This is a genomic window from Caloramator sp. mosi_1, assembly GCF_028622835.1.
Classification (GTDB): domain Bacteria; phylum Bacillota; class Clostridia; order Clostridiales; family Caloramatoraceae; genus Thermobrachium.
Genome location: NZ_CP117677.1, coordinates 1,886,574 through 1,911,047, shown reverse-complemented (window position 1 = coordinate 1,911,047; position 24,474 = coordinate 1,886,574). Strand labels below are relative to the sequence as shown.

Annotated in this window: 18 protein-coding genes, 1 other RNA gene and 13 pseudogenes; 10 read left to right on the top strand and 22 right to left on the bottom strand. The window is 30.9% G+C overall.

Annotated elements, in window-relative coordinates; genetic code table 11:
• Nucleotides 1-92 precede the first annotated feature (92 nt).
• From ssrS to glyA, 4 genes and pseudogenes are all read left to right on the top strand, one after another.
• Nucleotides 93-277, top strand: a non-coding RNA gene (ssrS, locus tag PL321_RS13500) — 6S RNA.
• Nucleotides 278-298: 21 nt separating this feature from the next.
• A pseudogene (locus PL321_RS13495) lies at nucleotides 299-1,104 on the top strand (tRNA threonylcarbamoyladenosine dehydratase).
• Nucleotides 1,058-1,320 (top strand): annotated as a pseudogene (locus PL321_RS13490) (metal-sensitive transcriptional regulator). Before PL321_RS13495 ends, PL321_RS13490 begins: the two co-directional pseudogenes overlap by 47 nt.
• Nucleotides 1,321-1,484: 164 nt before the next feature.
• Nucleotides 1,485-2,662: pseudogene (glyA, locus tag PL321_RS13485) on the top strand (serine hydroxymethyltransferase).
• Between the two features lie 196 nt (nucleotides 2,663-2,858).
• Here glyA and PL321_RS13480 read toward each other — a convergent pair.
• Nucleotides 2,859-3,930: pseudogene (locus PL321_RS13480) on the bottom strand (ISL3 family transposase).
• Between the two features lie 325 nt (nucleotides 3,931-4,255).
• Between PL321_RS13480 and PL321_RS13475 the strand changes: the two are divergent.
• From PL321_RS13475 to PL321_RS20205, 5 genes and pseudogenes are all read left to right on the top strand, one after another.
• Nucleotides 4,256-5,590 (top strand): annotated as a pseudogene (locus tag PL321_RS13475) (IS1380 family transposase).
• 561 nt (nucleotides 5,591-6,151) lie between these two features.
• Nucleotides 6,152-6,280: a hypothetical protein gene (locus tag PL321_RS13470; protein ID WP_273962375.1), complete on the top strand. Its 129-nt coding sequence runs from the start codon at nucleotides 6,152-6,154 to the stop codon at nucleotides 6,278-6,280.
• A 160-nt stretch (nucleotides 6,281-6,440) separates the two neighbouring features.
• Nucleotides 6,441-7,574 carry a sensor histidine kinase gene (locus PL321_RS13465; RefSeq protein WP_273962374.1) on the top strand — a complete coding sequence of 378 codons (1,134 nt, stop codon included), beginning with the start codon at nucleotides 6,441-6,443 and terminating at the stop codon, nucleotides 7,572-7,574.
• 1 nt (nucleotide 7,575) lies between these two features.
• The gene (locus tag PL321_RS20210; RefSeq protein ID WP_337960832.1) at nucleotides 7,576-7,788 is read left to right on the top strand and encodes a response regulator; all 213 of its coding nucleotides are present in this window, start codon (nucleotides 7,576-7,578) and stop codon (nucleotides 7,786-7,788) included.
• Nucleotides 7,789-8,099: 311 nt separating this feature from the next.
• Complete coding sequence (locus PL321_RS20205; RefSeq protein ID WP_337960831.1) at nucleotides 8,100-8,357, top strand: helix-turn-helix domain-containing protein; 258 nt, start codon at nucleotides 8,100-8,102, stop codon at nucleotides 8,355-8,357.
• A 308-nt stretch (nucleotides 8,358-8,665) separates the two neighbouring features.
• On the opposite strand, the gene PL321_RS13455 is transcribed toward PL321_RS20205, so the two are convergent.
• The 5 genes and pseudogenes from PL321_RS13455 to PL321_RS13440 form a co-directional block, all read right to left on the bottom strand.
• On the bottom strand, nucleotides 8,666-8,887 hold the full coding sequence (locus PL321_RS13455; RefSeq protein ID WP_273962373.1) for an HAD family hydrolase: 222 nt from the start codon (nucleotides 8,885-8,887) through the stop codon (nucleotides 8,666-8,668).
• A gap of 14 nt (nucleotides 8,888-8,901) precedes the next feature.
• Nucleotides 8,902-9,069 (bottom strand): hypothetical protein, encoded by a 168-nt coding sequence (locus PL321_RS13450; protein ID WP_273962372.1) that lies wholly within the window; start codon nucleotides 9,067-9,069, stop codon nucleotides 8,902-8,904.
• A gap of 98 nt (nucleotides 9,070-9,167) precedes the next feature.
• Nucleotides 9,168-9,311, bottom strand: a complete 144-nt coding sequence (locus tag PL321_RS21585) for an HAD family hydrolase (protein WP_443110792.1) — start codon at nucleotides 9,309-9,311, stop codon at nucleotides 9,168-9,170.
• Nucleotides 9,284-9,412 carry an HAD hydrolase family protein gene (locus PL321_RS13445; protein ID WP_273962371.1) on the bottom strand — a complete coding sequence of 43 codons (129 nt, stop codon included), beginning with the start codon at nucleotides 9,410-9,412 and terminating at the stop codon, nucleotides 9,284-9,286. Before PL321_RS13445 ends, PL321_RS21585 begins: the two co-directional genes overlap by 28 nt.
• Nucleotides 9,413-9,427: 15 nt before the next feature.
• A pseudogene (locus PL321_RS13440) lies at nucleotides 9,428-9,954 on the bottom strand (ABC transporter permease); the annotation flags it as partial.
• A gap of 239 nt (nucleotides 9,955-10,193) precedes the next feature.
• Here PL321_RS13440 and PL321_RS13435 point away from each other — a divergent pair.
• The gene (locus tag PL321_RS13435) at nucleotides 10,194-11,267 is read left to right on the top strand and encodes an ISL3 family transposase (protein ID WP_273964333.1); all 1,074 of its coding nucleotides are present in this window, start codon (nucleotides 10,194-10,196) and stop codon (nucleotides 11,265-11,267) included.
• Between the two features lie 106 nt (nucleotides 11,268-11,373).
• Here PL321_RS13435 and PL321_RS13430 read toward each other — a convergent pair whose 3' ends face one another.
• The 16 genes and pseudogenes from PL321_RS13430 to PL321_RS13360 form a co-directional block, all read right to left on the bottom strand.
• The gene (locus tag PL321_RS13430) at nucleotides 11,374-12,036 is read right to left on the bottom strand and encodes an ABC transporter permease (protein ID WP_273964567.1); all 663 of its coding nucleotides are present in this window, start codon (nucleotides 12,034-12,036) and stop codon (nucleotides 11,374-11,376) included.
• Complete coding sequence (locus tag PL321_RS13425; RefSeq protein WP_273962370.1) at nucleotides 12,036-12,479, bottom strand: ABC transporter permease; 444 nt, start codon at nucleotides 12,477-12,479, stop codon at nucleotides 12,036-12,038. The genes PL321_RS13430 and PL321_RS13425 overlap by 1 nt, the downstream gene beginning before the upstream one ends.
• Nucleotides 12,480-12,751: 272 nt before the next feature.
• A complete protein-coding gene (locus PL321_RS21580; protein ID WP_443110663.1) occupies nucleotides 12,752-12,955 on the bottom strand; it encodes a hypothetical protein in 204 nt (67 codons plus the stop codon).
• Nucleotides 12,952-13,569, bottom strand: a complete 618-nt coding sequence (locus PL321_RS21575) for an ABC transporter ATP-binding protein (protein WP_443110662.1) — start codon at nucleotides 13,567-13,569, stop codon at nucleotides 12,952-12,954. Before PL321_RS21575 ends, PL321_RS21580 begins: the two co-directional genes overlap by 4 nt.
• Nucleotides 13,570-13,724: 155 nt before the next feature.
• Complete coding sequence (locus PL321_RS13415; protein WP_273964566.1) at nucleotides 13,725-14,603, bottom strand: ABC transporter substrate-binding protein; 879 nt, start codon at nucleotides 14,601-14,603, stop codon at nucleotides 13,725-13,727.
• A 398-nt stretch (nucleotides 14,604-15,001) separates the two neighbouring features.
• A pseudogene (locus tag PL321_RS13410) lies at nucleotides 15,002-15,915 on the bottom strand (ISL3 family transposase).
• Entirely contained in the window at nucleotides 15,912-16,073 is a 162-nt protein-coding gene (locus PL321_RS21570; RefSeq protein ID WP_443110716.1) for a transposase family protein, read from the bottom strand. Before PL321_RS21570 ends, PL321_RS13410 begins: the two are co-directional and overlap by 4 nt.
• 300 nt (nucleotides 16,074-16,373) lie before the next feature.
• Nucleotides 16,374-16,903 (bottom strand): annotated as a pseudogene (locus tag PL321_RS13400) (2-oxoacid:acceptor oxidoreductase family protein).
• 1 nt (nucleotide 16,904) lies between these two features.
• Nucleotides 16,905-17,657, bottom strand: a complete 753-nt coding sequence (locus PL321_RS13395; RefSeq protein ID WP_273962369.1) for a thiamine pyrophosphate-dependent enzyme — start codon at nucleotides 17,655-17,657, stop codon at nucleotides 16,905-16,907.
• Nucleotides 17,657-18,724 (bottom strand): annotated as a pseudogene (locus PL321_RS13390) (3-methyl-2-oxobutanoate dehydrogenase subunit VorB). Before PL321_RS13390 ends, PL321_RS13395 begins: the two are co-directional and overlap by 1 nt.
• A 23-nt stretch (nucleotides 18,725-18,747) precedes the next feature.
• Nucleotides 18,748-18,957, bottom strand: coding sequence for a 4Fe-4S binding protein (locus PL321_RS13385; protein ID WP_018661041.1), 210 nt, complete (start codon nucleotides 18,955-18,957; stop codon nucleotides 18,748-18,750).
• A gap of 24 nt (nucleotides 18,958-18,981) precedes the next feature.
• Nucleotides 18,982-19,662, bottom strand: coding sequence for a nucleotide-binding protein (locus PL321_RS13380; RefSeq protein ID WP_273962368.1), 681 nt, complete (start codon nucleotides 19,660-19,662; stop codon nucleotides 18,982-18,984).
• 11 nt (nucleotides 19,663-19,673) lie between these two features.
• Nucleotides 19,674-20,736, bottom strand: a pseudogene (gene buk / locus PL321_RS13375) (butyrate kinase).
• A gap of 19 nt (nucleotides 20,737-20,755) precedes the next feature.
• A pseudogene (ptb, locus tag PL321_RS13370) lies at nucleotides 20,756-21,656 on the bottom strand (phosphate butyryltransferase).
• Nucleotides 21,653-22,731, bottom strand: a pseudogene (buk, locus tag PL321_RS13365) (butyrate kinase). The pseudogenes ptb and buk (PL321_RS13365) overlap by 4 nt, the downstream one beginning before the upstream one ends.
• Before the next feature lie 140 nt (nucleotides 22,732-22,871).
• Nucleotides 22,872-24,472, bottom strand: a pseudogene (locus PL321_RS13360) (NAD(P)/FAD-dependent oxidoreductase).
• Between the last annotated feature and the right edge of the window lie 2 nt (nucleotides 24,473-24,474).

Sequence of the window (24,474 nt, the reverse complement as noted above, 5' to 3'; positions counted from 1 at the left end):
AAGATAAAATGATATATTAAATATACCGATGAGGTAGTAATAAAGTTTACAAAACAAAATTTCTGTTGTATAATACAAGTAATCTAATTGAATATAGCCTGCCGTATTCGTTAAGATGGATTAAGTATTGAGCCAACATCAATACAAAGGGAGTCCGGTCTCCTAAAGTGGATTGCAGGCCTGCACAATAGTAGCAGGAAGCGTGAATCTTTAGGGAGGACACCCACCTGCTGAGAGCAGGTTCAATCTGTCCATCAACCGATACGGTGGGTTTTTCTTACGTCTAAGGAGGTAAAAAATGTTAGGACCATTTTCAAGAACAGAACTTTTAATTGGACAGGAAGCCTTAGAAATGCTGAGAAACAGTAAGGTTGCGGTGTTTGGAGTAGGAGGGGTAGGTTCCTTTGCAGTTGAAGCACTTGCAAGAAGTGGAATAGGCTGTTTAGTTTTAGTAGATGATGATGATGTGTGTTTAACTAATATTAATAGACAAATACACGCAACAACTAAAACAGTTGGAAAACCAAAGGTTGAGGTTATGGCAGAAAGAATTAAGGATATAAATCCAAAGTGTGAAGTAATTACATATAAAATGTTTTATAATAAAGATACAGCAGAAGAGCTCTTGAAAGATGATTATGATTATGTAATAGATGCTATAGATACTGTATCATCTAAAATTGATTTGGTTGTAAGGTGCAAAGAAAAAATATACCAATTATTAGTAGTATGGGGGCGGGAAACAAATTAGATCCAACTAAATTTGAAGTAGCAGATATATACAAAACTTCTGTTTGTCCTCTTGCAAAGGTTATGCGTACTGAACTAAAAAAGCGAGGGGTTAAGGATTTAAAGGTTGTTTATTCAAAGGAAGCTCCTATAAAAATAAATAATAACAGTGAACATTCTTGTAAAACAAACTGTATATGTCCTCCAACGGCTCAAAGGACTTGCAGTGCAAGAAGACAAATACCTGGTAGCATATCCTTTGTTCCATCGGTTGTTGGACTTATAATTGCAGGTGAGGTAATAAAAGATATTATTAAGGGGGTAAAAAATGAATTGTACAAAGGAAGATTTAGTAAAAAGACTAAGGAGAATTGAAGGTCAAGTAAAAGGAATTGAAAAGATGATAGAAAACAATGCTGACTGCAGAGATATTTTAGTACAGGTTGCGGCAGTTAGAGCAGCTATAAGTAAAGTAGGTGCACTTGTTTTGGAAAACTACTCAAAGTCTTGTATTTTAAAGGCTTCAGAAGATAGTGTTTCAGAACAGGAAGAGAGGACCTTATAGATACAATTGTTAAATTTATAAAATAAATTACAGATTAAGGTAAATAGTATATTAGATTTAATTCATTCTTGTAAAAATAGTCTAATAATTCTATAATTTATTATAGAAGATATTTTAAAGGAGAGGGTATAATGAGTTTAGAACAAGTTAAAAAGTAGACCCTGAGATATATGAGGCTATTTTAAAGGAAATGGAAAGGCAGCAAAATAAAATTGAACTTATAGCATCAGAAAATTTTACAAGTAAGGCTGTTATGGAGGCACAAGGTTCTCAGCTTACTAATAAATATGCTGAAGGTTACCCTGGAAAAAGGTACTATGGTGGATGTGAATATGTTGATGTGGTTGAAGATTTAGCAAGAGAAAGATTGAAAAAATTATTTGGTGCAGAACACGCAAATGTTCAGCCACACTCAGGCTCACAAGCAAATATGGCGGTTTATCTATCTGTGCTTGAAGTAGGAGACAAAGTATTAGGTATGAATTTAGCACACGGTGGACATTTGACCCACGGTAGCTCTGTAAATTTTTCGGGTAAGTTATTTAATTTTATATCCTATGGTGTAAATGAAGATGGATACATAGACTATGAAGAACTAAGAAAAATAGCACATAAGGAAAAACCAAAGATGGTTGTAGCAGGTGCTAGTGCATATCCAAGGATAATTGACTTTAAGAGGATAAGAGAGATATGTGATGAGATTGGTGCATATATGATGGTGGATATGGCACATATTGCAGGACTTGTGGCAGCAGGACTTCATCCAAACCCTGTAGAGTATGCAGATTTTGTTACAACAACAACCCACAAGACATTACGTGGCCCAAGAGGTGGTGCTATACTTTGTAAAGAAGAATATGCAAAGATTATAGACAAAACAATATTTCCTGGAATTCAAGGAGGACCACTCGAACACGTTATTGCAGCAAAGGCTGTATGTTTTAAGGAAGCAATGAGCGATGAGTTTAAAGAATATCAAAAAAGGTTGTTGAAAATGCTAAACACCTTGCTAAAGCATTAATGGATAGAGGATTTAATTTGGTTTCTGGTGGAACAGATAATCATTTAATGCTTGTTGATTTAAGAAACAAAAATATAACTGGTAAAGAGGCTGAACACCTTCTTGATGAAGTAGGTATAACAGTAAATAAAAATACCATACCTTTTGATCCACAAGGACCTATGGTTACAAGTGGTATAAGAATTGGTACTCCAGCAGTAACAACAAGAGGTTTTGGAAAAGAGGAAATGATTGCAATTGCTGATATAATAGCTTGGACTATAGAAAATAGAGAAAAGGGAATAACACCAGCAAAGGAAAGAGTAAAAGCTCTTTGCGATAAGTTTCCACTTTATTCACAAAAATAATTAATGGGCTCTAAGGCCCATTAATTATTGGCTCTTTGTCAATAGTTGGGGCGGGCATTAGATTAGAATGCCTGTCCTTTCTTATTTGATAATGATTTTAGCAAGATAGATAGGATGAGGGGAGTTTACCCTTAAAAAATTGCACGACAAAAAGACCAACGATAGTTGGATTTCCTAAAATACAATATTTAACAGATTATTTATTACAACAATGAAGAATTCTATTCCTGAATCTATCAAAATTTCTATAGCCGAAGGCTATTCTTTTAATAACTTTGATTTTATTATTAAATCCTTCTATACAAGCATTTGTATAAGGAATATCAAAAGAATTACAAATCTCATTAAAATATCTGATATAGGTATTTGCACATCTTTTCAATTCATTGATACCACTATTTTGTGCAAGTTTAATCCAATCTTTTAAGAGGACACGAGCTTCGTTAGAAGAAGGTGAAGCATCAATAATACTCAATAACTTTTCCTTTAAAGTGTGGGCAATTGCTAATTCACTATTATAAGAAAACATAACTTGTAAAGCTAACTTTGAATCTGTATCAAGTAAGCCATATCTTTTAAAATAAGCTTTTACTTCTTTTAAAGTATTTTCTTAATTTAATTGATAGTTCTCTTTGGATACGTTTTCTTACCGCTTCTACTGCCCATATGACTTGTCTAATATAGTGAAATTTATCTATAACAATTACAGCATTTTTGAAATAAGTTTTAGCTAAATCAATATAGGGTTGCCACATATCACAAATAAAGTGTGTAACGCTATCGCGATTTTTAATTTTTCTAAAATAATCTATAAGAATATGCTCTTTTCTATCTTTAATAATGTCTAGTATTTTATGATTAACAGGATCGACTATTGCACAATGATATTTAGAACCACCAGAGTTACCTTTAAATTCATCTATAGATATTATTTTAGGTAAATTAGTAGGAGAAGAGTAAGATACATTATCAAAAATACGTTTTATAGTATCGATAGATAGATTAGTTTTTCTAGCAACTGATGTCATACTATATTCATTAGATAATTCATAAATTACAAACATAGCTAATCTATTAGTTATTCTATGATAACGAGGTAAAAATTCTATATGTTCATAAAATTTTTTGCCGCAGGCATTACAACGATATCTACGTTTTTTAAGAATGATAAAAGTATGTTTAAAGAATAAGGGTATGTCTTTAATACGCTGAATTCTATAATCGTGAACTCTTGTAACTTTGGAATTACAATTAGGGCAAGTACAAATTTTTTCTTAGTTTCTAAGTATATCTCAATGTACGTGTCATTATGAATAATCTTTTTATAATAACATCTTTAAAACCTAATAAATTTTTGATAGAATTATTAGTGTGCACTTGATGGATGCCTCCTTTCAGGTAAGGTTTTTGTTTGGTTATTTTAACTTGTATTCGGCAAGTAATGCCGAAAGACATTGGAATTAAAGGATTTTTGTTCAAAAAATTAAAAGAAATCATCCCTTTTAAGTGTTAAAATATAATTGCAAAACTAAAACACAAAAGGGTGATTTCTATGGATAGTTTACAACAAAATCAAAAAATTTAAAGAAGAAAATTAGATTTTTGAACATGAAAGCAAAATTTAATGATACCAAAGTTACTTCTGTAGCAACTTTTTCTTATGTGGAATCCTTTAAACAAATAATAGGATTACCAACTATTTTAGAAAAAGGCGTAACCTATAAGAAGGCCGCTAATTCTACTTTTAATACTGCAGAAATTATAGAATACATGATTGATGCAAATATTCTTGGTTTCTCAAGATTTATGCACATTGAAACATTAAGAAATGATGAAGGATATAAAAAGTTTAAAGGTGTAGATAAATTACCCAGTGAAAAAGTATGTAGAGATCTCTTAAAAGCTTTACCAACAGAAACTTTAGAAGAATTAAGAACTATAAATAAAAAATACTTGACTTAAAGTCTTCAACTGAAGATGTACGCGAGGTTTGTATTAATATTGATGATACTGTTATAACTATCTTTGGTAATCAAGAAAAATCAGGAATAGGATATAATCCAAGGTACAATGGAAGACCATCATTTAAAGAAAAAGTTGGGTTTATTTCAGGAACTGATGAATTACTTAACATTACTCTTGAAAATGGTAGACACCATAGTAATTATAAATTTTTAGATTTCTTTAAGAGTTGTGTAAACCAGCTTCCTTCAAGATATATTCTTAAAAGAGTTAGACTTGATAGAGGTTTTTGATGAAGAAAACTTTTTATATTTTGAAGATAATGGAATAGAATATGTTGTTAAATGTAAAATGTATTCTACTGTTAAAATGATAATAGATTTTATAAATAATAATCCAAAGGATTATATATGGCACGATATAAGTTCTACTTTATCTGTTACAGAAATTACAGTTCCATTGCCTAAATGGCAAAGAGCAAGAAGATTTGTGATTATAAGAGAAAAAATTATTCCAAAAAATATGAATCAGTTAATGTTCGAAGAATGTAAATATAAATATCAAGCAATAGTAACAAATATAAATTATTTAACACCTGAAGAAATATTTCAAGATTATAATCAACGATGTGATGTTGAAAATAATATAGATGAAATAAAAGAAGGCTATGCCTTTAGCGAAAATAGTTTAGTAAATCATAAATGCAATGAATTGTACCTTTTAATAAAAATGATAGCATATAACATTCATAACTGGTTTAAACAAGCAATCATGCCTAAGGAAGTACAACATCATGAAATTAGTACATTAAGAAGAATATTTTATAGAGTTTGTGGTAATGTTTGCGGCAGCAAATATTATAGATATTTAAGTTTTTCAAATAATTGCTTATTAGAAAAAATCATTACTCATATTCAAAAACAAATACATATTTTTAGTAGAAAAATGATAACAGTTTATACTTAATAGTAAAATAAAAACAATAAATTCCCTTAAAAATCCAAATGTTATTTGGGTTTATTAAGTATACTCAAAAAAGACCTAACGGTATAAAATATCATAATAAATGTAAATTTATTCATAAAGAAAACAAAAATGGCAAGTAGAAACTTTTTTAAAATTTACTTGCCGAATTCAAGTTCTATATAAATTTATTACTTCCTTCTAAAACCACTTTATTTATTTCTTAAATTAACATTGTAAAATATTATATCCTTCATTTTAAAAATGCTATAATAATAAGGGGGATAGAATTGCAATATAAGAACAGTTTTAAATATGACATAAAAAAACTTTTATGTTATATACCATTCTACCTATAATAGCTTTAACTTTTTAACATACTTTATATCAATTTCAATATTCATCAGTAATACATCAACTTATAACCTAACTGAAAACAAATTAGTCTCAGATCATTTATATAACTTTTTTAAAAGTTATGAGCAATACCTAAACATAGCCTCTAAAAGTCCTCTATTATTAAATGACATAAAATCTAAAAAACCCACTGTTGAAACTTATCAAATGTTATATAAATATATAAACTCTACTGGTATAAAAACATATTTTTATGTTTTTGATGAACATAAAAATATTATAATATCTAATACAAGTAAGATACCCTCCTATATAGAAAAAGCATATACAACTTAGGTATTTTATCACGTTTAGAAACAAATGAAGACATTTTTTTAATTGAATGCAACATCGATGATTCTATTAATTTTCAAAATACAATAACAATAGGAACAGTAATAAAAGAAAATAACAAAAAATTGGCTTTTTAACCTTTGATATATGTACTGACTCACTTATGAAACACTTCTTATCCGATTACTCTCTAATAACCACTCTAACAGATCAATACGGTAATGTTCTTTTTACAACAAATACATTACCAATAACAAAACAAGGAAAGCTTGAAAAATATATAAAAAGTAATAGTGGTTTTACTAAGCATTTGAAAAGTTATTATTATATTTCTCAAAGTAATATTTATAATAATTTATTTACAGTATATACAGTTAGTTCTTTAGCTAATATGATAACTGTTTTTAAAATTATTGGTATACTTCTTATCGTATTTATAATCATACTGGTAATTTTTTTAATGTATTCCTCATCAAAGGTTTCTAAAAATAAAACCAAAGATTTAGATAAAATTTTAAAGGCACTGGAAAATGTACAAAATGGTAATCTTGAAACCAGACTTGACATAAAAACAAACATTGAGTTTAAAACAATATCAGAAGCATATAACAAAATGCTTGATGATATAAAAAATTTAATCGAACTTAACAAAGAAGAAGCTAAACATAGCATAATATCTGAAATAAAGCAATTAGAATCACAATTTAACCCTCATTTTCTTTTTAATACCCTCGAAGTAATAAAATATATGATAAAAATAGATTCACAAGAAGCTGTAAAAATGATTTTAAACTTATCAAGACTTTTAAGATATAGTATTGATATCAATTCATCAAAAACTAATTTATCAAACGAATTAAATTATACAAAAAATTATTTAGAAATAATTAAATCTCGTTTTAAAGAAAAATTTGATTATACAATAGATGTTGAAAATAACATAATTAATTGCATAGTGCCAAAGCTTATATTTCAACCTATAATAGAAAATTGTGTTGAACACGGATATAAAGGAGAAAATGTACTTTTAGTTAAAATCACAATCAAAAAGGTAGTTGATAATTTAATAATAACCATTGAAGATAATGGAGTTGGTATAAGTAAAAGCAGACTATCTGAATTAAATGAGATATTAAAAAATAATCAAAGTCAAGGCAATCACTTAGGAATTTATAACGTACATAGAAGAATTCAACTCTTATATGGGGCTGAATATGGTGTTAAAATAGATAGCATTGAAAATGTTGGAACTAAGGTTACAATAAGTTTACCTTTAACTTATGAAGAGGAGTGTTAGTATGTTTAAGGTTATAATAGTTGAAGATGAAGATATAATTAGAAATGGACTACTATTAACTGTAGACTGGCTTTCTATTGACTGTACAATTGTCGGAACAGCTTCTAATGGATTAGAGGGACTTAACATAATAAGAAGTCAAAAACCTGATATAGTAATTACTGATATAAAAATGCCTATTATGGATGGAATAGAAATGCTAAAAAAGCAATAGAAGAGACTTTCTTTTATAGTATAATATTAACAAGTTATTCTGAATTCGAATATGCAAGACAAGCAATTTCTCTTAAAGTTTATGAATATCTATTAAAACCAATAGATGAAGAAGAATTAATAAGCACAATAAACAAAATCAAAGTTGAAATTAAAAAAGATATAAAATATAAAATACTTTCTAACAATCAAAACGTCATTGATATAGATACATATATAATCAACAGTAAAGATAATTATTATGTAAATCAAACTTTATTATACATAAAAAATAACTATGATAAAAAGATATCTCTTGAAAGTATATCTGATATGCTGGGTATTAGCCCAAGTTATTTAAGTAGAAAATTTAAATCCATAACACAACAAACATTTATGGACATATTAAATCAATACCGAATTAAAAAATCCATTGATTTATTATTATCAGGAAAATATAGACTATATGAAGTTTCAGATATAGTTGGATTTGGGGACTATAAAAACTTTTTTAATACATTTAAAAAGTACCTTAGTATTTCTCCAACGGAATTTATAAAACAAGAAGATAAAAAGCTACATAGTAAATAAAAATTTATTGAGCCTGTTAAAAAATCTATATAAATTAACCCCTTTAAGGATTTCTTCTGCATATATTATATAGCTTAAACAGGTGTAAGCTTATAATGTATTCCTTTTTCAAATCCTTTAAAGGGGCACCTTTTAAATCTAAACACCTTTTATGTTTTAATTTTTTATAAAGTTAGTTTATAAGCCCTATAGCCATTACTGATTTACAAACTTTTAACTGTTTATAAAAACTTTTTATTACACACTAATAAACTCTGGTATAATCTCATTTATTAAAGTTGCCACTGCATTATCATCATTGCTAACTGTTATGCATCTGGCTGCTCTTTTAATTCACTATGTGCATTTTTAGTTGCCACACCTAAAAATGCTACTTTTATCATTTCTATATCATTACAATAATCTCCAATTGCAACAACTTTATTTTCTTTAATATTTAATAACTTAACTAATTCTCTTAAAGCACTACCTTTAGAAACACCATAGGATAAAATTTCAAGATATCTGTCTGTTGAGAACATATAATTCAACTTGTTTTTAGGGATTAAATTCTCAATTTTTGTAATATTGATTTAAGAATTTTATTTTCTCCATTAAAAATAACTTTTAACCAATTCTTATTAACTATTTCCATAACATCAGCTAACTCATATGGCTGTTTTTCGTTAATAACATAGGGATCAATATATTTATCTCCTGTTACAATATACATCTTTCCTGCTGTAAAAATTTGAATACATATTTCATTGTACTCCCTTATAATATCTCTAATTAAATAAGATAAAATACTGTTATCTAAATAGGAATACCTTATAAATTTTTCTTTTTTAAATCATAAATTGCGGCACCATTATATAAAATTGCAGGACAATTTATCGGTAACTCCTTTAAAAAAGGTTTTATGTTTAATTCTGTTCTACCAGTAGCTACTGTAAATAATCCTCCATTATTAATAAAATATTGTAGTGTTTCAATATTCTTTTTGAGATATTTTTGTTTGAATCCATCAACGTTCCATCCATATCTGATACAACTAAAATGCCACTAAAATTCATAATTTTTCCTCCCAACTATACAGTAATATTCTTGCTTCCAGTTAGCTTAAAAAATATAATCAATGAAACAACGGTTGTTGCAGTCAATATTGTCGAAAGTGCTGCTGCTGTACCGTAACTTGCCCTTACAACTTCTGTATATATTGTTACCGACATCGTTCTTGTATTTGAAGTATATAAAATAACAGATGCACTAAGTTCATTAATTACTGTAATCCAGCTCAAGATAGCTCCCGAAAGAACCCCAGGTAACATCATTTTTGCTGTAACTTTAAAAAGGTTTTAACAGGAGAACAACCAAGACTTATCGATGCCTCTTCTATACTTGGACTTATCTGATACAGTATAGCGGCACTTGACCTTAATGTATAGGGCAGTCTTCTTATTACAAAAGCAATTATAATAATAGTTGCTGTGCCACTCAAAATGATAGCCCCTTTATTGAATGCAAGTAAAAGTGTAATTCCTAACACAGAACCTGGTATTATATATGGGAACATTGTCACAGTATCTATAATAGTAGTAATTGTACTTTTTCTTCTTGGGTTCTATAATAAATGTTGGGGCGTAGACCCAGCATATTTTTTACAAAAAATATGTGCACCTGATTAGACACCTGGTAAAATTAAAATAACCAAACAAAAACCTTACCTGAAAGGAGGCATCCATCAAGTGCACACTAATAATTCTATCAAAAATTTATTAGGTTTTAAAGATGTTATTATAAAAAGATTATTCATAATGACACGTACATTGAGATATACTTAGAAACTAAGAAAAAATTTGTACTTGCCCTAATTGTAATTCCAAAGTTACAAGAGTTCACGATTATAGAATTCAGCGTATTAAAGACATACCCTTATTCTTTAAACATACTTTTATCATTCTTAAAAAACGTAGATATCGTTGTAATGCCTGCGGCAAAAAATTTTATGAACATATAGAATTTTTACCTCGTTATCATAGAATAACTAATAGATTAGCTATGTTTGTAATTTATGAATTATCTAATGAATATAGTATGACATCAGTTGCTAGAAAAACTAATCTATCTATCGATACTATAAAACGTATTTTTGATAATGTATCTTACTCTTCTCCTACTAATTTACCTAAAATAATATCTATAGATGAATTTAAAGGTAACTCTGGTGGTTCTAAATATCATTGTGCAATAGTCGATCCTGTTAATCATAAAATACTAGACATTATTAAAGATAGAAAAGAGCATATTCTTATAGATTATTTTAGAAAAATTAAAAATCGCGATAGCGTTACACACTTTATTTGTGATATGTGGCAACCCTATATTGATTTAGCTAAAACTTATTTCAAAAATGCTGTAATTGTTATAGATAAATTTCACTATATTAGACAAGTCATATGGGCAGTAGAAGCGGTAAGAAAACGTATCCAAAGAGAACTATCAATTAAATTAAGAAAATACTTTAAAAGAAGTAAAAAGCTTATTTTAAAAAGATATGGCTTACTTGATACAGATTCAAAGTTAGCTTTACAAGTTATGTTTTCTTATAATAGTGAATTAGCAATTGCCCACACTTTAAAGGAAAAGTTATTGAGTATTATTGATGCTTCACCTTCTTCTAACGAAGCTCGTGTCCTCTTAAAAGATTGGATTAAACTTGCACAAAATAGTGGTATCAATGAATTGAAAAGATGTGCAAATACCTATATCAGATATTTTAATGAGATTTGTAATTCTTTTGATATTCCTTATACAAATGCTTGTATAGAAGGATTTAATAATAAAATCAAAGTTATTAAAAGAATAGCCTTCGGCTATAGAAATTTTGATAGATTCAGGAATAGAATTCTTCATTGTTGTAATAAATAATCTGTTAAATATTGTATTTTAGGAAATCCAACTATCGTTGGTCTTTTTGTCGTGCAATTTTTTAAGGGTAAACTCCCTCATCCTATCTATCTTGCTAAAATCATTATCAAATAAGAAAGGACAGGCATTCTAATCTAATGCCCGCCCCAACTATTGACAAAGAGCCTCTTCTTGTTGAAATATAGGCTGTTAGCATACCAATAAGAATTATTATAAAAATAGCAATCAATCCATAGATATAGGTATTAGTAATGGACTTACCAAGTCTACTGAAAACAGTTTTATAACTCTTTAGAGAAAATTCATTTAAGAACATAGCACCCTTTGTATTTAAAAATGATGTGTATATTACTGTTAGTTGAGGTATAATCGATAAAATTACAATAATGTAGATAAATATATGTGCTAAATTATTTGATATACCCTTCAGGTTTCCTACCTGAATTGGTCGAAGAGAACTCATAATATAGGATTTCTTATTTATGATATATCTCTGCAGCAAAAACATAAGCGAAGTTATAAATACCATAACTGTTGCCATTGCAGCAGCAAAATTTGCTTGGCCACCAACTTCACTTATAAATTCAGAATAAATCAAAGTTGGCATAACATTATAACCCTCTCCAATTAAAACAGGTGTTCCAAAATCAGCAATTGCATTCATAAAAACCAGAAGTGCTCCTGCAAGTAATGTAGGTAGTATTAATGGAATTATAACAAAAACAAGTTTTCTTGATGGTTTTGTTCCTAAACTTTCTGCAGCTTCAATTAAAGACGAGTCGATTTTTTTAAAGCACCAGATACATACAAGTAAATAAATGGATAAAGCTTCAAAGTTAGTACTAAAAGGATCCCCGCATATCCATATATTGTAGGTATATTAACTCCCAAATATTGTTTAAAAAACTTAGTTATAACACCACTTCGACCACATAACAAAACCCAAGAATAAGCACCAATTAAAGGTGGAGAAAGCATTGATATTATTATTAAAACTTCAAGTAGCTTTTTACCCTTTATTTTATATGCAGTCATAAGATATGCAATAGGAAGACCTATAGCAATTGATAATACTGTAACACTTAAAGCAGAAATGATACTATTAATCAATGCTTGGTAATAATACTTTTTACTAAAAAACTTTCTAAAGTTATCTACAGTAAATTTAGATGTTAAAGGTTCCTTAAATGCATCAACAAAAAGAGTTGTCAATGGATATATTAAAAATAGTACAAATATAACTAATATAACAACAGTAACTATATTCCAAAAATCAAACTTAATTTTTTATTCATTGTAACTCACATCCTCCACCAAATTTACGCTACCATCTTCGCTAAAAACATTTATTCTTTCTGAATCTACATCTAAAAAGACTGTTTCATCTTCTTTTAGAAATTTATTCATACCTGAAATATCCTGAACAAATTCACAAACACTATTTTCGTCAAATAAAATTCCATTACATAATTTAAATTCATAATTTATAAACTTACCAAAAATGTTCCTTTTAAAATTTTTACTTTAAGTCCCTTATTTGATACTTTAAATTCCTCTGGTCTTACTGATACAACAACATTTTGACCATCCTTAACATTGCTATTTAAATTATTCACTTTTAAACTATATTCATCATTAAATACTATATATTTATCACCTTTTTCTATCTTTACTTTTGCTTTAATCAAATTTGAACTACCAATAAAGGTTGCAACGAATGTATTTGTAGGCCTTTTATATATTTCACAAGGTGTACCAACCTGTTGAACAACCCCTCCTTCATTACAGCTATTCTATCTGAAATTGCAAGTGCTTCTTCCTGATCGTGGGTTACATATACAGTTGTTATCCCTATATGTTTTTGAATATCTCTTATAACACTTCTCATCTCAATTCTTAATTTTGCATCTAAATTTGAAAGGGGCTCATCCATTAACAGAACATTTGGACGTATAACTATAGCACGTGCAAGAGCAACCCTTTGTTGTTGACCACCTGATAATTTATCAGGAAGTCTATCTTTATAATCATACATCTTAACAGTCTTTAATATCTCTTCAACTCTTTTTTCGCTTTCAGTTTTAGATATTTTCCTAAGCTTCAATCCATATTCAACATTTTCTTTAACTGTCAAATGTGGAAAAATAGCATAATTTTGAAATACCATACCTATATTCCTTTTATATGCAGGTATCTCATTAATTATCTCATTGTCAAACTTTATATAACCTCCATCTATTGTATTAAAACCTGCTATCATTCTTAATAGTGTTGTTTTTCCGCATCCTGATGGTCCAAGCAAGGTAAAAATTCACCATTTTTAATTTCTAAAGATAAATTAGGAATAACCGTAATTTTCTCATACTTTTTACAACATTTTCAATTTTAATCGCAACACTCACATCTATACCCCTTTAATAATTAGGCCCACAACAAATGTCGCAGGCCCTTATAGTACTATTTACTACTTGTAAAAATATCTTTAAACTTATCTAACCATTCTTGTTTACTCTTATTTACAGTTGCTTCATCATCCTTAATTAAATTCATTTCATTTAAAGCTTTTAGTCCTGATGCTGCTGGAACATCCTTTCTTACTGAACGCCTACATAACTGATTAGCAATTAAAGTTTGAGCTTCTTTACTTGTTACAAAGTCTATAAACTTCTTTGCATTTTCTAAATTCTTTGCTCCTTTTATTATTTGTACAGTATCAGGTTTTGCTATTACTCCCTCCTTCATATATATAACTTCAACTGGAGCTCCATCTTTTACATATTTTGCAGCTGCTTCTTCAAATGTAAGACCTACTGTGTATTCGCCATCTGCTACTCCCTTGTATACTGCTGATGAACCACTTAAAAGTTTACCATCTAAATTCTTACAAAGTTGTCCAACATAATCCCATCCCTTATTTGGGTCTCCTTGTCCCATTGCATAGAGCATATTTACAAGGTGTTCAAAAGATGAAGAAGATTTAGATGGATCTGCAAATGCAATCTTACCCTTTAATGCTGGATTTAGTAAATCTTGATATCCTTCAATTTTAATGTTTCCAATTAAATTTTTATTTATCATAATAACACTTGGTATCATTGTAAACCTTGTAATCATTCCCTCTGAATTTTTACAATCATCAAATACTGAGTCTTCATTTTTACTCTTATATTCTTGGAATAAATCCTTCTTTGGTTTTACTGTAGATAATGAACCTCCCCATAAAACGTCCCCTAATGGATTGTCCTTTTCAGCTTCAATTCTCTTTAAAAGTTCTCCTGTTCCAGCTGTAACTACTTCTGCAGTTATACCTGTACTCTTCTCAAATTCTGCAACAATTGGGTTTATAAACTCTACTGGATGTGGACAATAAATTACAACTTTTTTGATGTATTATCTGTACTACTTGTTGTCTGTGTCTTTGAGTTAGAACAAGATGCTAATGAAGCCACCATTAAAACACTTACAGCTAAACTCAAAATACGTTTCACTTTTAACTCCCCTTTTTATTTTTCTTAATTTTATATTAACAAGTTTGAATTTTCTGAACAATCCAATATACTATAAAAAGGCTCTTTGTCAATAGTTGGGGCGGGCATTAGATTAGAATGCCTGTCCTTTCTTATTTGATAATGATTTTAGCAAGATAGATAGGATGAGGGGAGTTTACCCTTAAAAAATTGCACGACAAAAAGACCAACGATAGTTGGATTTCCTAAAATACAATATTTAACAGATTATTTATTACAACAATGAAGAATTCTATTCCTGAATCTATCAAAATTTCTATAGCCGAAGGCTATTCTTTTAATAACTTTGATTTTATTATTAAATCCTTCTATACAAGCATTTGTATAAGGAATATCAAAAGAATTACAAATCTCATTAAAATATCTGATATAGGTATTTGCACATCTTTTCAATTCATTGATACCACTATTTTGTGCAAGTTTAATCCAATCTTTTAAGAGGACACGAGCTTCGTTAGAAGAAGGTGAAGCATCAATAATACTCAATAACTTTTCCTTTAAAGTGTGGGCAATTGCTAATTCACTATTATAAGAAAACATAACTTGTAAAGCTAACTTTGAATCTGTATCAAGTAAGCCATATCTTTTTAAAATAAGCTTTTACTTCTTTTAAAGTATTTTCTTAATTTAATTGATAGTTCTCTTTGGATACGTTTTCTTACCGCTTCTACTGCCCATATGACTTGTCTAATATAGTGAAATTTATCTATAACAATTACAGCATTTTTGAAATAAGTTTTAGCTAAATCAATATAGGGTTGCCACATATCACAAATAAAGTGTGTAACGCTATCGCGATTTTTAATTTTTCTAAAATAATCTATAAGAATATGCTCTTTTCTATCTTTAATAATGTCTAGTATTTTATGATTAACAGGATCGACTATTGCACAATGATATTTAGAACCACCAGAGTTACCTTTAAATTCATCTATAGATATTATTTTAGGTAAATTAGTAGGAGAAGAGTAAGATACATTATCAAAAATACGTTTTATAGTATCGATAGATAGATTAGTTTTTCTAGCAACTGATGTCATACTATATTCATTAGATAATTCATAAATTACAAACATAGCTAATCTATTAGTTATTCTATGATAACGAGGTAAAAATTCTATATGTTCATAAAATTTTTGCCGCAGGCATTACAACGATATCTACGTTTTTTAAGAATGATAAAAGTATGTTTAAAGAATAAGGGTATGTCTTTAATACGCTGAATTCTATAATCGTGAACTCTTGTAACTTTGGAATTACAATTAGGGCAAGTACAAATTTTTTCTTAGTTTCTAAGTATATCTCAATGTACGTGTCATTATGAATAATCTTTTTATAATAACATCTTTAAAACCTAATAAATTTTTGATAGAATTATTAGTGTGCACTTGATGGATGCCTCCTTTCAGGTAAGGTTTTTGTTTGGTTATTTTAATTTTACCAGGTGTCTAATCAGGTGCACATATTTTTTGTAAAAAATATGCTGGGTCTACGCCCCAACATTTATTATAGAACCTATAAAAATATCCAAAATTTTGACCTAAATAAAGATAAAGAAGGCCGCAAAATGCAGCCTTCTTTATCTTCCAAACTCTGCTCCTCTTTCAAGAGCCTTTTTATTAAGTTCATAGAATTGTTCTTTTCCGTGTTCCTTTAGAGCTTTAAGAAGTGACTCCATCTTAACTATCTTTGTCTTTTCAACAAGTGCTCCAAGTAGAACCATATTAGCAATCTTTTTGAACCAACTTCCTCTGCTATCTTTTGAGCAGGTATCTTTATAATTTCTATATCTGTTCTTTCTGGTTCTCTGTTTACAAGGTCACTATCTATTATTAGTAAACCACCCTTTACAACGTGACTTTCAAATTTATCAAGGGATGGTCTATTCATAACAACTACTGTTGTTGCATCAACAACAAGTGGTGAACCTACTGGTTCATCTGAAAGTATAACTGAACAGTTTGAAGTACCTCCACGCATTTCTGGTCCATAGGATGGGAACCAAGAAACATTTAGATTTTCTTCAAGTCCTGCATATGCTAAGAATTTACCCATTGAAAGAATTCCTTGTCCTCCAAATCCTGCAAAAATAATTTCTTGATTTGCCATATTACTTCACCTCCCCTGTAGTTGCATCCTTCTTAACTCCAAGTGGATAGTATGGAATCATATTGTCTCTTAGCCATTTTACAGATTCATTAGGTGATAATCCCCAGTTTGTTGGACATATTGATAATACTTCTACAAGGGAGAATCCTAAACCTTGAAGTTGTATTTCAAATGCCTTCTTAATAGCCTTTTTAGCTTTTATTATATTTGGAACGCTATCAACCGAAACTCTTTCAACATATACTGCACCGTCTAAAGTTGAAATCATTTCTGAAATTCTAATTGGGTATCCTGCAGTCTTTACATCTCTTCCATAGGGTGAAGTTTCAGTAACTTGACCTGGAAGTGTAGTAGGTGCCATTTGTCCACCAGTCATACCATATATAGCGTTATTTACAAATATTGTTGTAATTCTTTCTCCTCTTGCAGCTGCGTGAACTATTTCTGCTGTACCTATAGCTGCAAGGTCACCATCTCCTTGGTATGTAAATACAACGCTATCTGGTACTGCTCTTTTTATTCCTGTTGCAACAGCTGGTGCTCTACCGTGTGCTGCTTCATACATATCACAAGCAAAATAATCGTATGCAAGAACTGAACAACCAACAGGTGCAACACCTATTGTTTTATCAAGTATTCCAAGTTCATCAATTACTTCTGCAACTAATCTATGAATAACACCGTGAGTACATCCTGGACAATAGTGAGTTGGCACATCAAGTAATGCCTTTGGTCTATCAAATACTACTGTCATTATTTAGCACCTCCTACAATTCCCTTTATCTTGTTAGCTATTTCTGCTGGAGTTGGAACCATACCACCACTTCTACCATAGAAGTGAACTGGCTTTCTACCACTTACGGCAAGTTGAACATCTTCAAGCATTTGTCCACAGCTCATTTCAACAGATATAAATCCATTCTTTGTTTTATCTATAACTTTATCAAATGCTTCAGTTGGATATGGCCATAATGTTATTGGTCTAATTAAACCAACATTTATACCTTCCTTCTTTAGCATCTTAATTGCATTCTTACATATTCTTGATAATGTACCATAAGATACAATTACAAGGTCCATTTCTTCATCACAGTTATATAATTCATATCTTACTTCATTCTTTTCTATTTCTTTGTATTTTTCTTGAAGTTTATTGTTATGAGCTTCAAGTTCTTCTGGCTTTAGGAAAAGTGAATTTATAACATTATGCTTTTCTCTACCCTTTAAACCATTTGCTGCCCAAGTTTTCTCTGGAAGTTCCTTTTTGGTCTTTCTTTAAATTCAACAGGTTCCATCATTTGTCCAAGCATACCATCTCCCATTACCATTACTGGGTTTCTATACTTATCCGCAACATCAAAGGCATCTTGAACAAGGTCAACCATCTCTTGAACTGATGCTGGAGCAAATACTACTAATCTGTAGTCTCCGTGTCCACCACCCTTTGTTGCTTGGAAGTAGTCTGATTGTGCTGGTTGTATACCTCCAAGTCCTGGACCTCCACGAACTATATTTATAATTACACAAGGAAGTTCTGCACCTGCTATATATGAAATACCTTCTGCCTTTAAGCTTATACCAGGGCTTGATGAAGAAGTCATAACCCTAACTCCTGCACCTGCAGCACCATAAACCATATTGATTGCTGCTACTTCACTTTCTGCTTGTAGGAATACTCTTCCTACCTTTGGCATTCTTCTTGACATATAAGCTGCAACTTCAGTTTGTGGTGTTATAGGATATCCAAAAACATTGGCATCCTGCGTGAATGGCAGCTTCACCTATTGCTTCATTTCCCTTCATTAAAACTTTATCAGCCATCTAAGCTTACCTCCTTAAACCCTTTATTTTTCAACCTTTATTACTACATCTGGACAAATTCTTGCACAAGATGCACAAGCAATACACTTTTGCATATTATCTCCCTTTACAGTTGCTGGGTGATACCCCTTAGTGTTTAGTTTTTCATCAAATTCAATTATTTTTACTGGGCAAACTTCGATACAAAGTCCACAGCCTTTGCATCTTTCTTCTCTAAAAGTTACCTTTCCCATATTCTACCTCCTATTTTTTATTATTTATTCATCAAGATATTTTCTCCAAGGTGGAAGCATAAATATCTTGATTGGGAATATCTCATTAGAAATTTTATCCTTTACTTGGTCTGCTAAATCTTCTCTAACAACTGTATATCTAATTGGTATATTAATTCTTTTGATACCTCTTCCACAATATTCTGACCATTTAAAATATCTTCTATCCTTGTTCTCATAGGACAAGTTAGAATTATTAATTAAGTACTTTACTTTAAGCCTTGATGCAGCTTCTATGTCCCTTATATACTCTAAAATCCCCTCAACATCTTTAGTAAAGGGCCTTGTAGTATTAATTACAAAGTACATATCATATTCTTCCATCTTAAAGTATCTATTGTATTGACCAAGGGCAACCGCCCCTTGGTCATCTCCACCTACATCTAAAACTACATCATAGCTTTTGTCATTAAACACTGACAATGTTTCGAGAGGAATTGTTCCAAGTTCAGCATTAGCCATTTCCTTAGGGGTTGCTATAACTCTTATCCCCAAACTTTCTAAGTATTCCTTTTCATCCCTTGTGCAAAAATATGGATTTACTATATCAAGGTCTGCTATACATACCTTTTTCCCTTCATCCCTAAGTTTAATTGCATAATTTATTGAAATTTCTGTTTTACCACTTCCAAAGTGTCCTGTAAATATTCTTATTCTTGACTCCATATAATCACATCCTATTTATATTCCTTAGCTGCTTCTTCTCCCTTTAATACTCTAAGTCCACCTTCTGCTAAAGCTAACATTTCATCCTCACCTGGGTATACAACAACAGGTGCAATGAAACTTATTCTTTCTTTAATCCAACTTACATATTCTTCTCCGTATGCAAGTCCTCCTGTTAATATGATGGCATCTACCTCTCCCTTCAATACTGCAGCACAGCTGCCTATTTCCTTTGCAACTTGATATGCCATAGCCTTATATATAAGTTCTGCTTCCTTATTGCCTTCATCCATCATCTTTTTACTTCTCTTCCATCATTTGTTCCAAGATAAGCAACAAGTCCGCCTTTACCTGTAATTTTCTTTTTATTTCATCTTGTGTGTACTTACCTGAAAAGCACATCTTAACAAGATCTCCAACAGGAAGTCCTCCAGATCTTTCTGGTGAGAAAGGTCCTTCACCATCTAAAGCGTTGTTTACATCAACAACTCTTCCTTTTTGTGGGCTCCAACTGAAATCCCACCACCCATATGAGCGACTATTAAATTTAAATCTTCATATTTTACGCCCTTTTCCTTTGCATATCTTTTTGCAACAGCCTTTTGGTTTAATGCGTGGAATATGCTCTTTCTCTCTATTTCTGGCATACCTGATATTCTTGCAACATCTTGCATCTCATCTACCACAACAGGATCTACTATGAAGGATGGTATATTATATTTTTGCTATTTCAAAAGCTATCACTCCACCAAGATTAGAAGCGTGCTGTCCTTGAACGCCTATTTTTAAATCCTCAAGCATCTTTTCGTTAACTGAATATGTACCACCTTCTATTGGTTTTAATAATCCACCACGTCCAACTACCGCATTTAATGTACTCAACTCAATTCCTTTATCTTCAACAGCCTTTATAATTACATTTTTTCTAAATTCATATTGATCAAATATTGTTGAATAAGGAGCTAACTCTTCTGCTGAATGTCTTAGTGTCTCTACAAATACAGGATTTAAATCATCATAAACTGCTATTTTAGTTGATGTAGAACCTGGATTTATAATTAGCATTCTAAACATAGTACATCCTCCTTTTAAATTATAGGCACGCAACAAGACACGCAAGAGCTATTGAATAAAGCTTACTTTCATTGCTATCGGCTCTTGAAGTTAAAATTACTGGTGCTGCTGCTCCAACAAGTATACCTCCGTTCTTTGCATTAGCAGTATATGTTAAAGTCTTATACATAACATTTCCTGTTTCAATATTTGGAACAAGAATAATATCTGCGTTACCTGCAACTGGACTCTTAATTCCCTTATGTTTTGCAGCCTCCTCTGATAGAGCATTATCTATTGCAAGTGGTCCATCTACTATGCATCCTTTTATTTGTCCTCTGTCATTCATTTTTGAAAGAGCAGCCGCATCAAGAGTTGGTTGCATATCTGGGTTTACAACTTCAACTGCACATACAGGAGCAACCTTTGGAACTTCTATTCCAATTGCGTGAGCTACCTTTACAGCATTTTCTAATATTTGTTTTTGGTATTTAAATCTGGAGCTATATTCATTGCAGCATCTGTAACAAGAAGAATTCTCTGAAGTGCTGGAACTTCAAAAACAGCAACGTGGGATAAAACTCTTCCTGTTCTTAAACCCTTTTCTTTATCAAGAACAGCTCTCAAGAAAGTCGCTGTATCTATTAGTCCCTTCATTAACATATCTGCCTTTTTAGTAGAAACAAGCTCAACCGCCTTCATTGCAGCCTTTGAGTTGTCCTTTTCATCAATAACTTCAAAGTCATCTAAGTTAATTCCCAATGTATTTGCTATTTCTTGAATTTTTTCTCTATCACCTACTAAAACAGCATCTGCAAGTCCCATAGCCTTTGCATCTCTTACTGCCTCTAACACAGGTTCATCCTGTGCAACTGCAACAGCTATCTTTTTCTATCTCCACATTTTACTTTGTTTAAAATTTCATCAAAGGTTCTTATCATATTCCCACCTCTTCTTCATATATTTTAGCCTTTTCTTCACCTACTAAAACTCTATAGGCACCCTCTGCTAAGGCCTGCATTTCATCTTCTCCTGGAATAACAACAACATCTGCAATAAACTTAACCATTTCTGTTACATAGTTTACAAGTCTTTCTGAATATGCAAGCCCTCCTGTAAGTATAATCTTGTCGACTTTTCCAAATAAAACTGTACTTACAGCACCAATTTCTTTTGCTATTTGATAACACATTGCCTCAAATATTAGTTTTGCCTTTTTATCCCCATTTTTAATCATTTCTTCAACAACTCGTGCATCATTTGTCCCCAAATAACCCACAAGGCCTGCCTGACCTACCATCTTCTTTTTCATTTCCTTTTGAGTGTATTTCCCTGAAAATGCAAGTCTAACTAAATCACCAACAGGCACTTGTCCGCACCTTTCAGGTGAAAACGGTCCACTTTCATTTGCATTATTTACGTCAACTATTTTACCTTTTTTAAAGGTGCTACGGATATTCCTCCTCCTAAATGTGCTACAATAAAATTACATTCATCCAAGGACTTTCCTAAATCCTTTGCAACCCTTCTTGATACAGCTTTGATATTCAAAGCGTGAACAAGTGATCTTCTTTTATTTCTGGTATACCTGAAATCCTTGCTATATCCTCAAATTCATCAACTGCAACAGGGTCAACTATATAAGCTTCCTTTTCTATCTCATCTGCTATTGACTTTGAAATAATACCCCTAAATTTGAAGCGTGTTCCCCTTGAAATCCTATCTTCAAGTCTTCAATCATTTTTTCTGTAACCCTATATGTACCAGATGGCATAGGTCTTAAAAGTCCACCACGTCCCACTACACAATCAAACTCTTCTATCTTAAAGCCTTCCTTATCAAGGTATTCCAAAATTTGTTTTTTCTATAGTCAAATTGATCTGCAATTTTTTCATATTTTGCAAGTTCTGTTGCATCGTGTGTAATATTTGTTTGTTTTAATTTCATTTCTTTTTCAAATACTGCAATTTTTGTGGATGTTGACCCTGGATTTATTGCAAGAATTAATCCCCTCATAAAAACTCCACCCCTATTTGATATTTAACTTATAATTTTCTAAATACTTTATCTATTCTTATTTTACAGTATATTACCCTATGTTTGCAACAAAAATATTTAAAATTTATTATGCATATTTAACAAATTAGCATACCTTTTTATTCAATTGGAGCATATTTTTGCATTATTTTTTCAGCTGTTTTTATTCCATCAACAGCTGCAGACATTATACCACCAGCATATCCAGCTCCTTCACCTGAAGGATAAAGGCCTTTTATTGTACTTGATTCGAAATTTTCCATTCTTATAATTTTAACTGGAGCTGAAGTTCTTGTTTCAATTCCTGTTAAAACTGCATCATAACTTGCAAATCCCTTTATTTTTTTATCAAAATCCAATAGTGCCTCCCTTAATACACTAACAACATAGCTGGGCAAACAATCACTGATATTTGCAAAGTTATACCCTCTTGTATAACTTGGTTTTACTTTACCAAGCTTTTTGAAACCTCATCCTTTAAAAATCCCCAACAAGTTGTATAGGTGCTATATATCCTCCTCCACCAACTTTATATGCAAGATGTTCATAATACCTTTGAAACTCCATTCCAGCAAGTGGATGAGAACTTGAAAAATCTTCTGAACCTACCCCAACAACTATTGCACTATTTGCATTATCCCTATCTCTTTTATATTCACTCATCCCATTCGTTACAAGTCTATTTTCCTCTGATGCTGCTGCAACAACTGTCCCTCCTGGGCACATACAAAAGCTATAACAAGGTCTTCCATTGATTTTACTTGTGTATGTTAGCCTATAATCTGCAGCTTTAAGCCTTGGATGTTTTGCAAATTTACCATATTGATTTTCATCTATCATACTTTGTAGATGTTCTATTCTTACGCCAATAGCAAAGGGTTTTTGTTCAAATTCTACTCCTCTATTTAAAAGCATTTCATAGGTATCCCTTGCACTATGTCCTATTGCAAATATAACAACATCGCTTTCTATTTCATATTCATTGTTGACAACAACACTCTGAATTTTATTGTCCTTAACCTTAATATCTGTTACCTTTGAATCAAATTTAACTTCTCCTCCAAATGACTTAATTTTTTCCCTAATATTCTTTACTACTGTTTGAAGTATATCAGTTCCTATATGGGGCTTTCCTGAATACATTATTTCTGGTGGAGCTCCCGCCTCTACAAACTCCTCAAGCACATAGGTTATTCTTGTATCTTTAATTCTTGTCGTTAATTTACCATCTGAAAAGGTTCCTGCTCCACCCTCACCAAACTGTACATTGCTCTCTAAGTTTAATTCTCCTGTATTCCAGAAATTTTGTATATCTTTAGTTCTTTTTCAACACTTGAACCTCTTTCCAAAATAATTGGTCTGTAACCGTTTTTGCCAAAACAAGACCGGCAAAAAGCCCTGCCGGTCCTGTTCCAACTATTATTGGTCTCTTTGATAGTTTTTCATTACCAAAGTTAAAATTTTCATCAATATTTGTACTATCTAATAAAACATCCTTTGAATTTGCCCTTGCTACTACCCTTGACTCATTATTGCATTTAAACTCAACTTGATATACTAAATCTATCTTGTTTTTTCTTCTGGCATCAATAGACTCTTTTAGTATTTTGTAGTCCCAAATATCCTTTTTACTAACCTGTGCCATCTTGCAGGCCATATCTAAAACCCTATCTAAGCTATCATCTAATGATATTCTAATATTGTTTACTCTTATTGTCATAA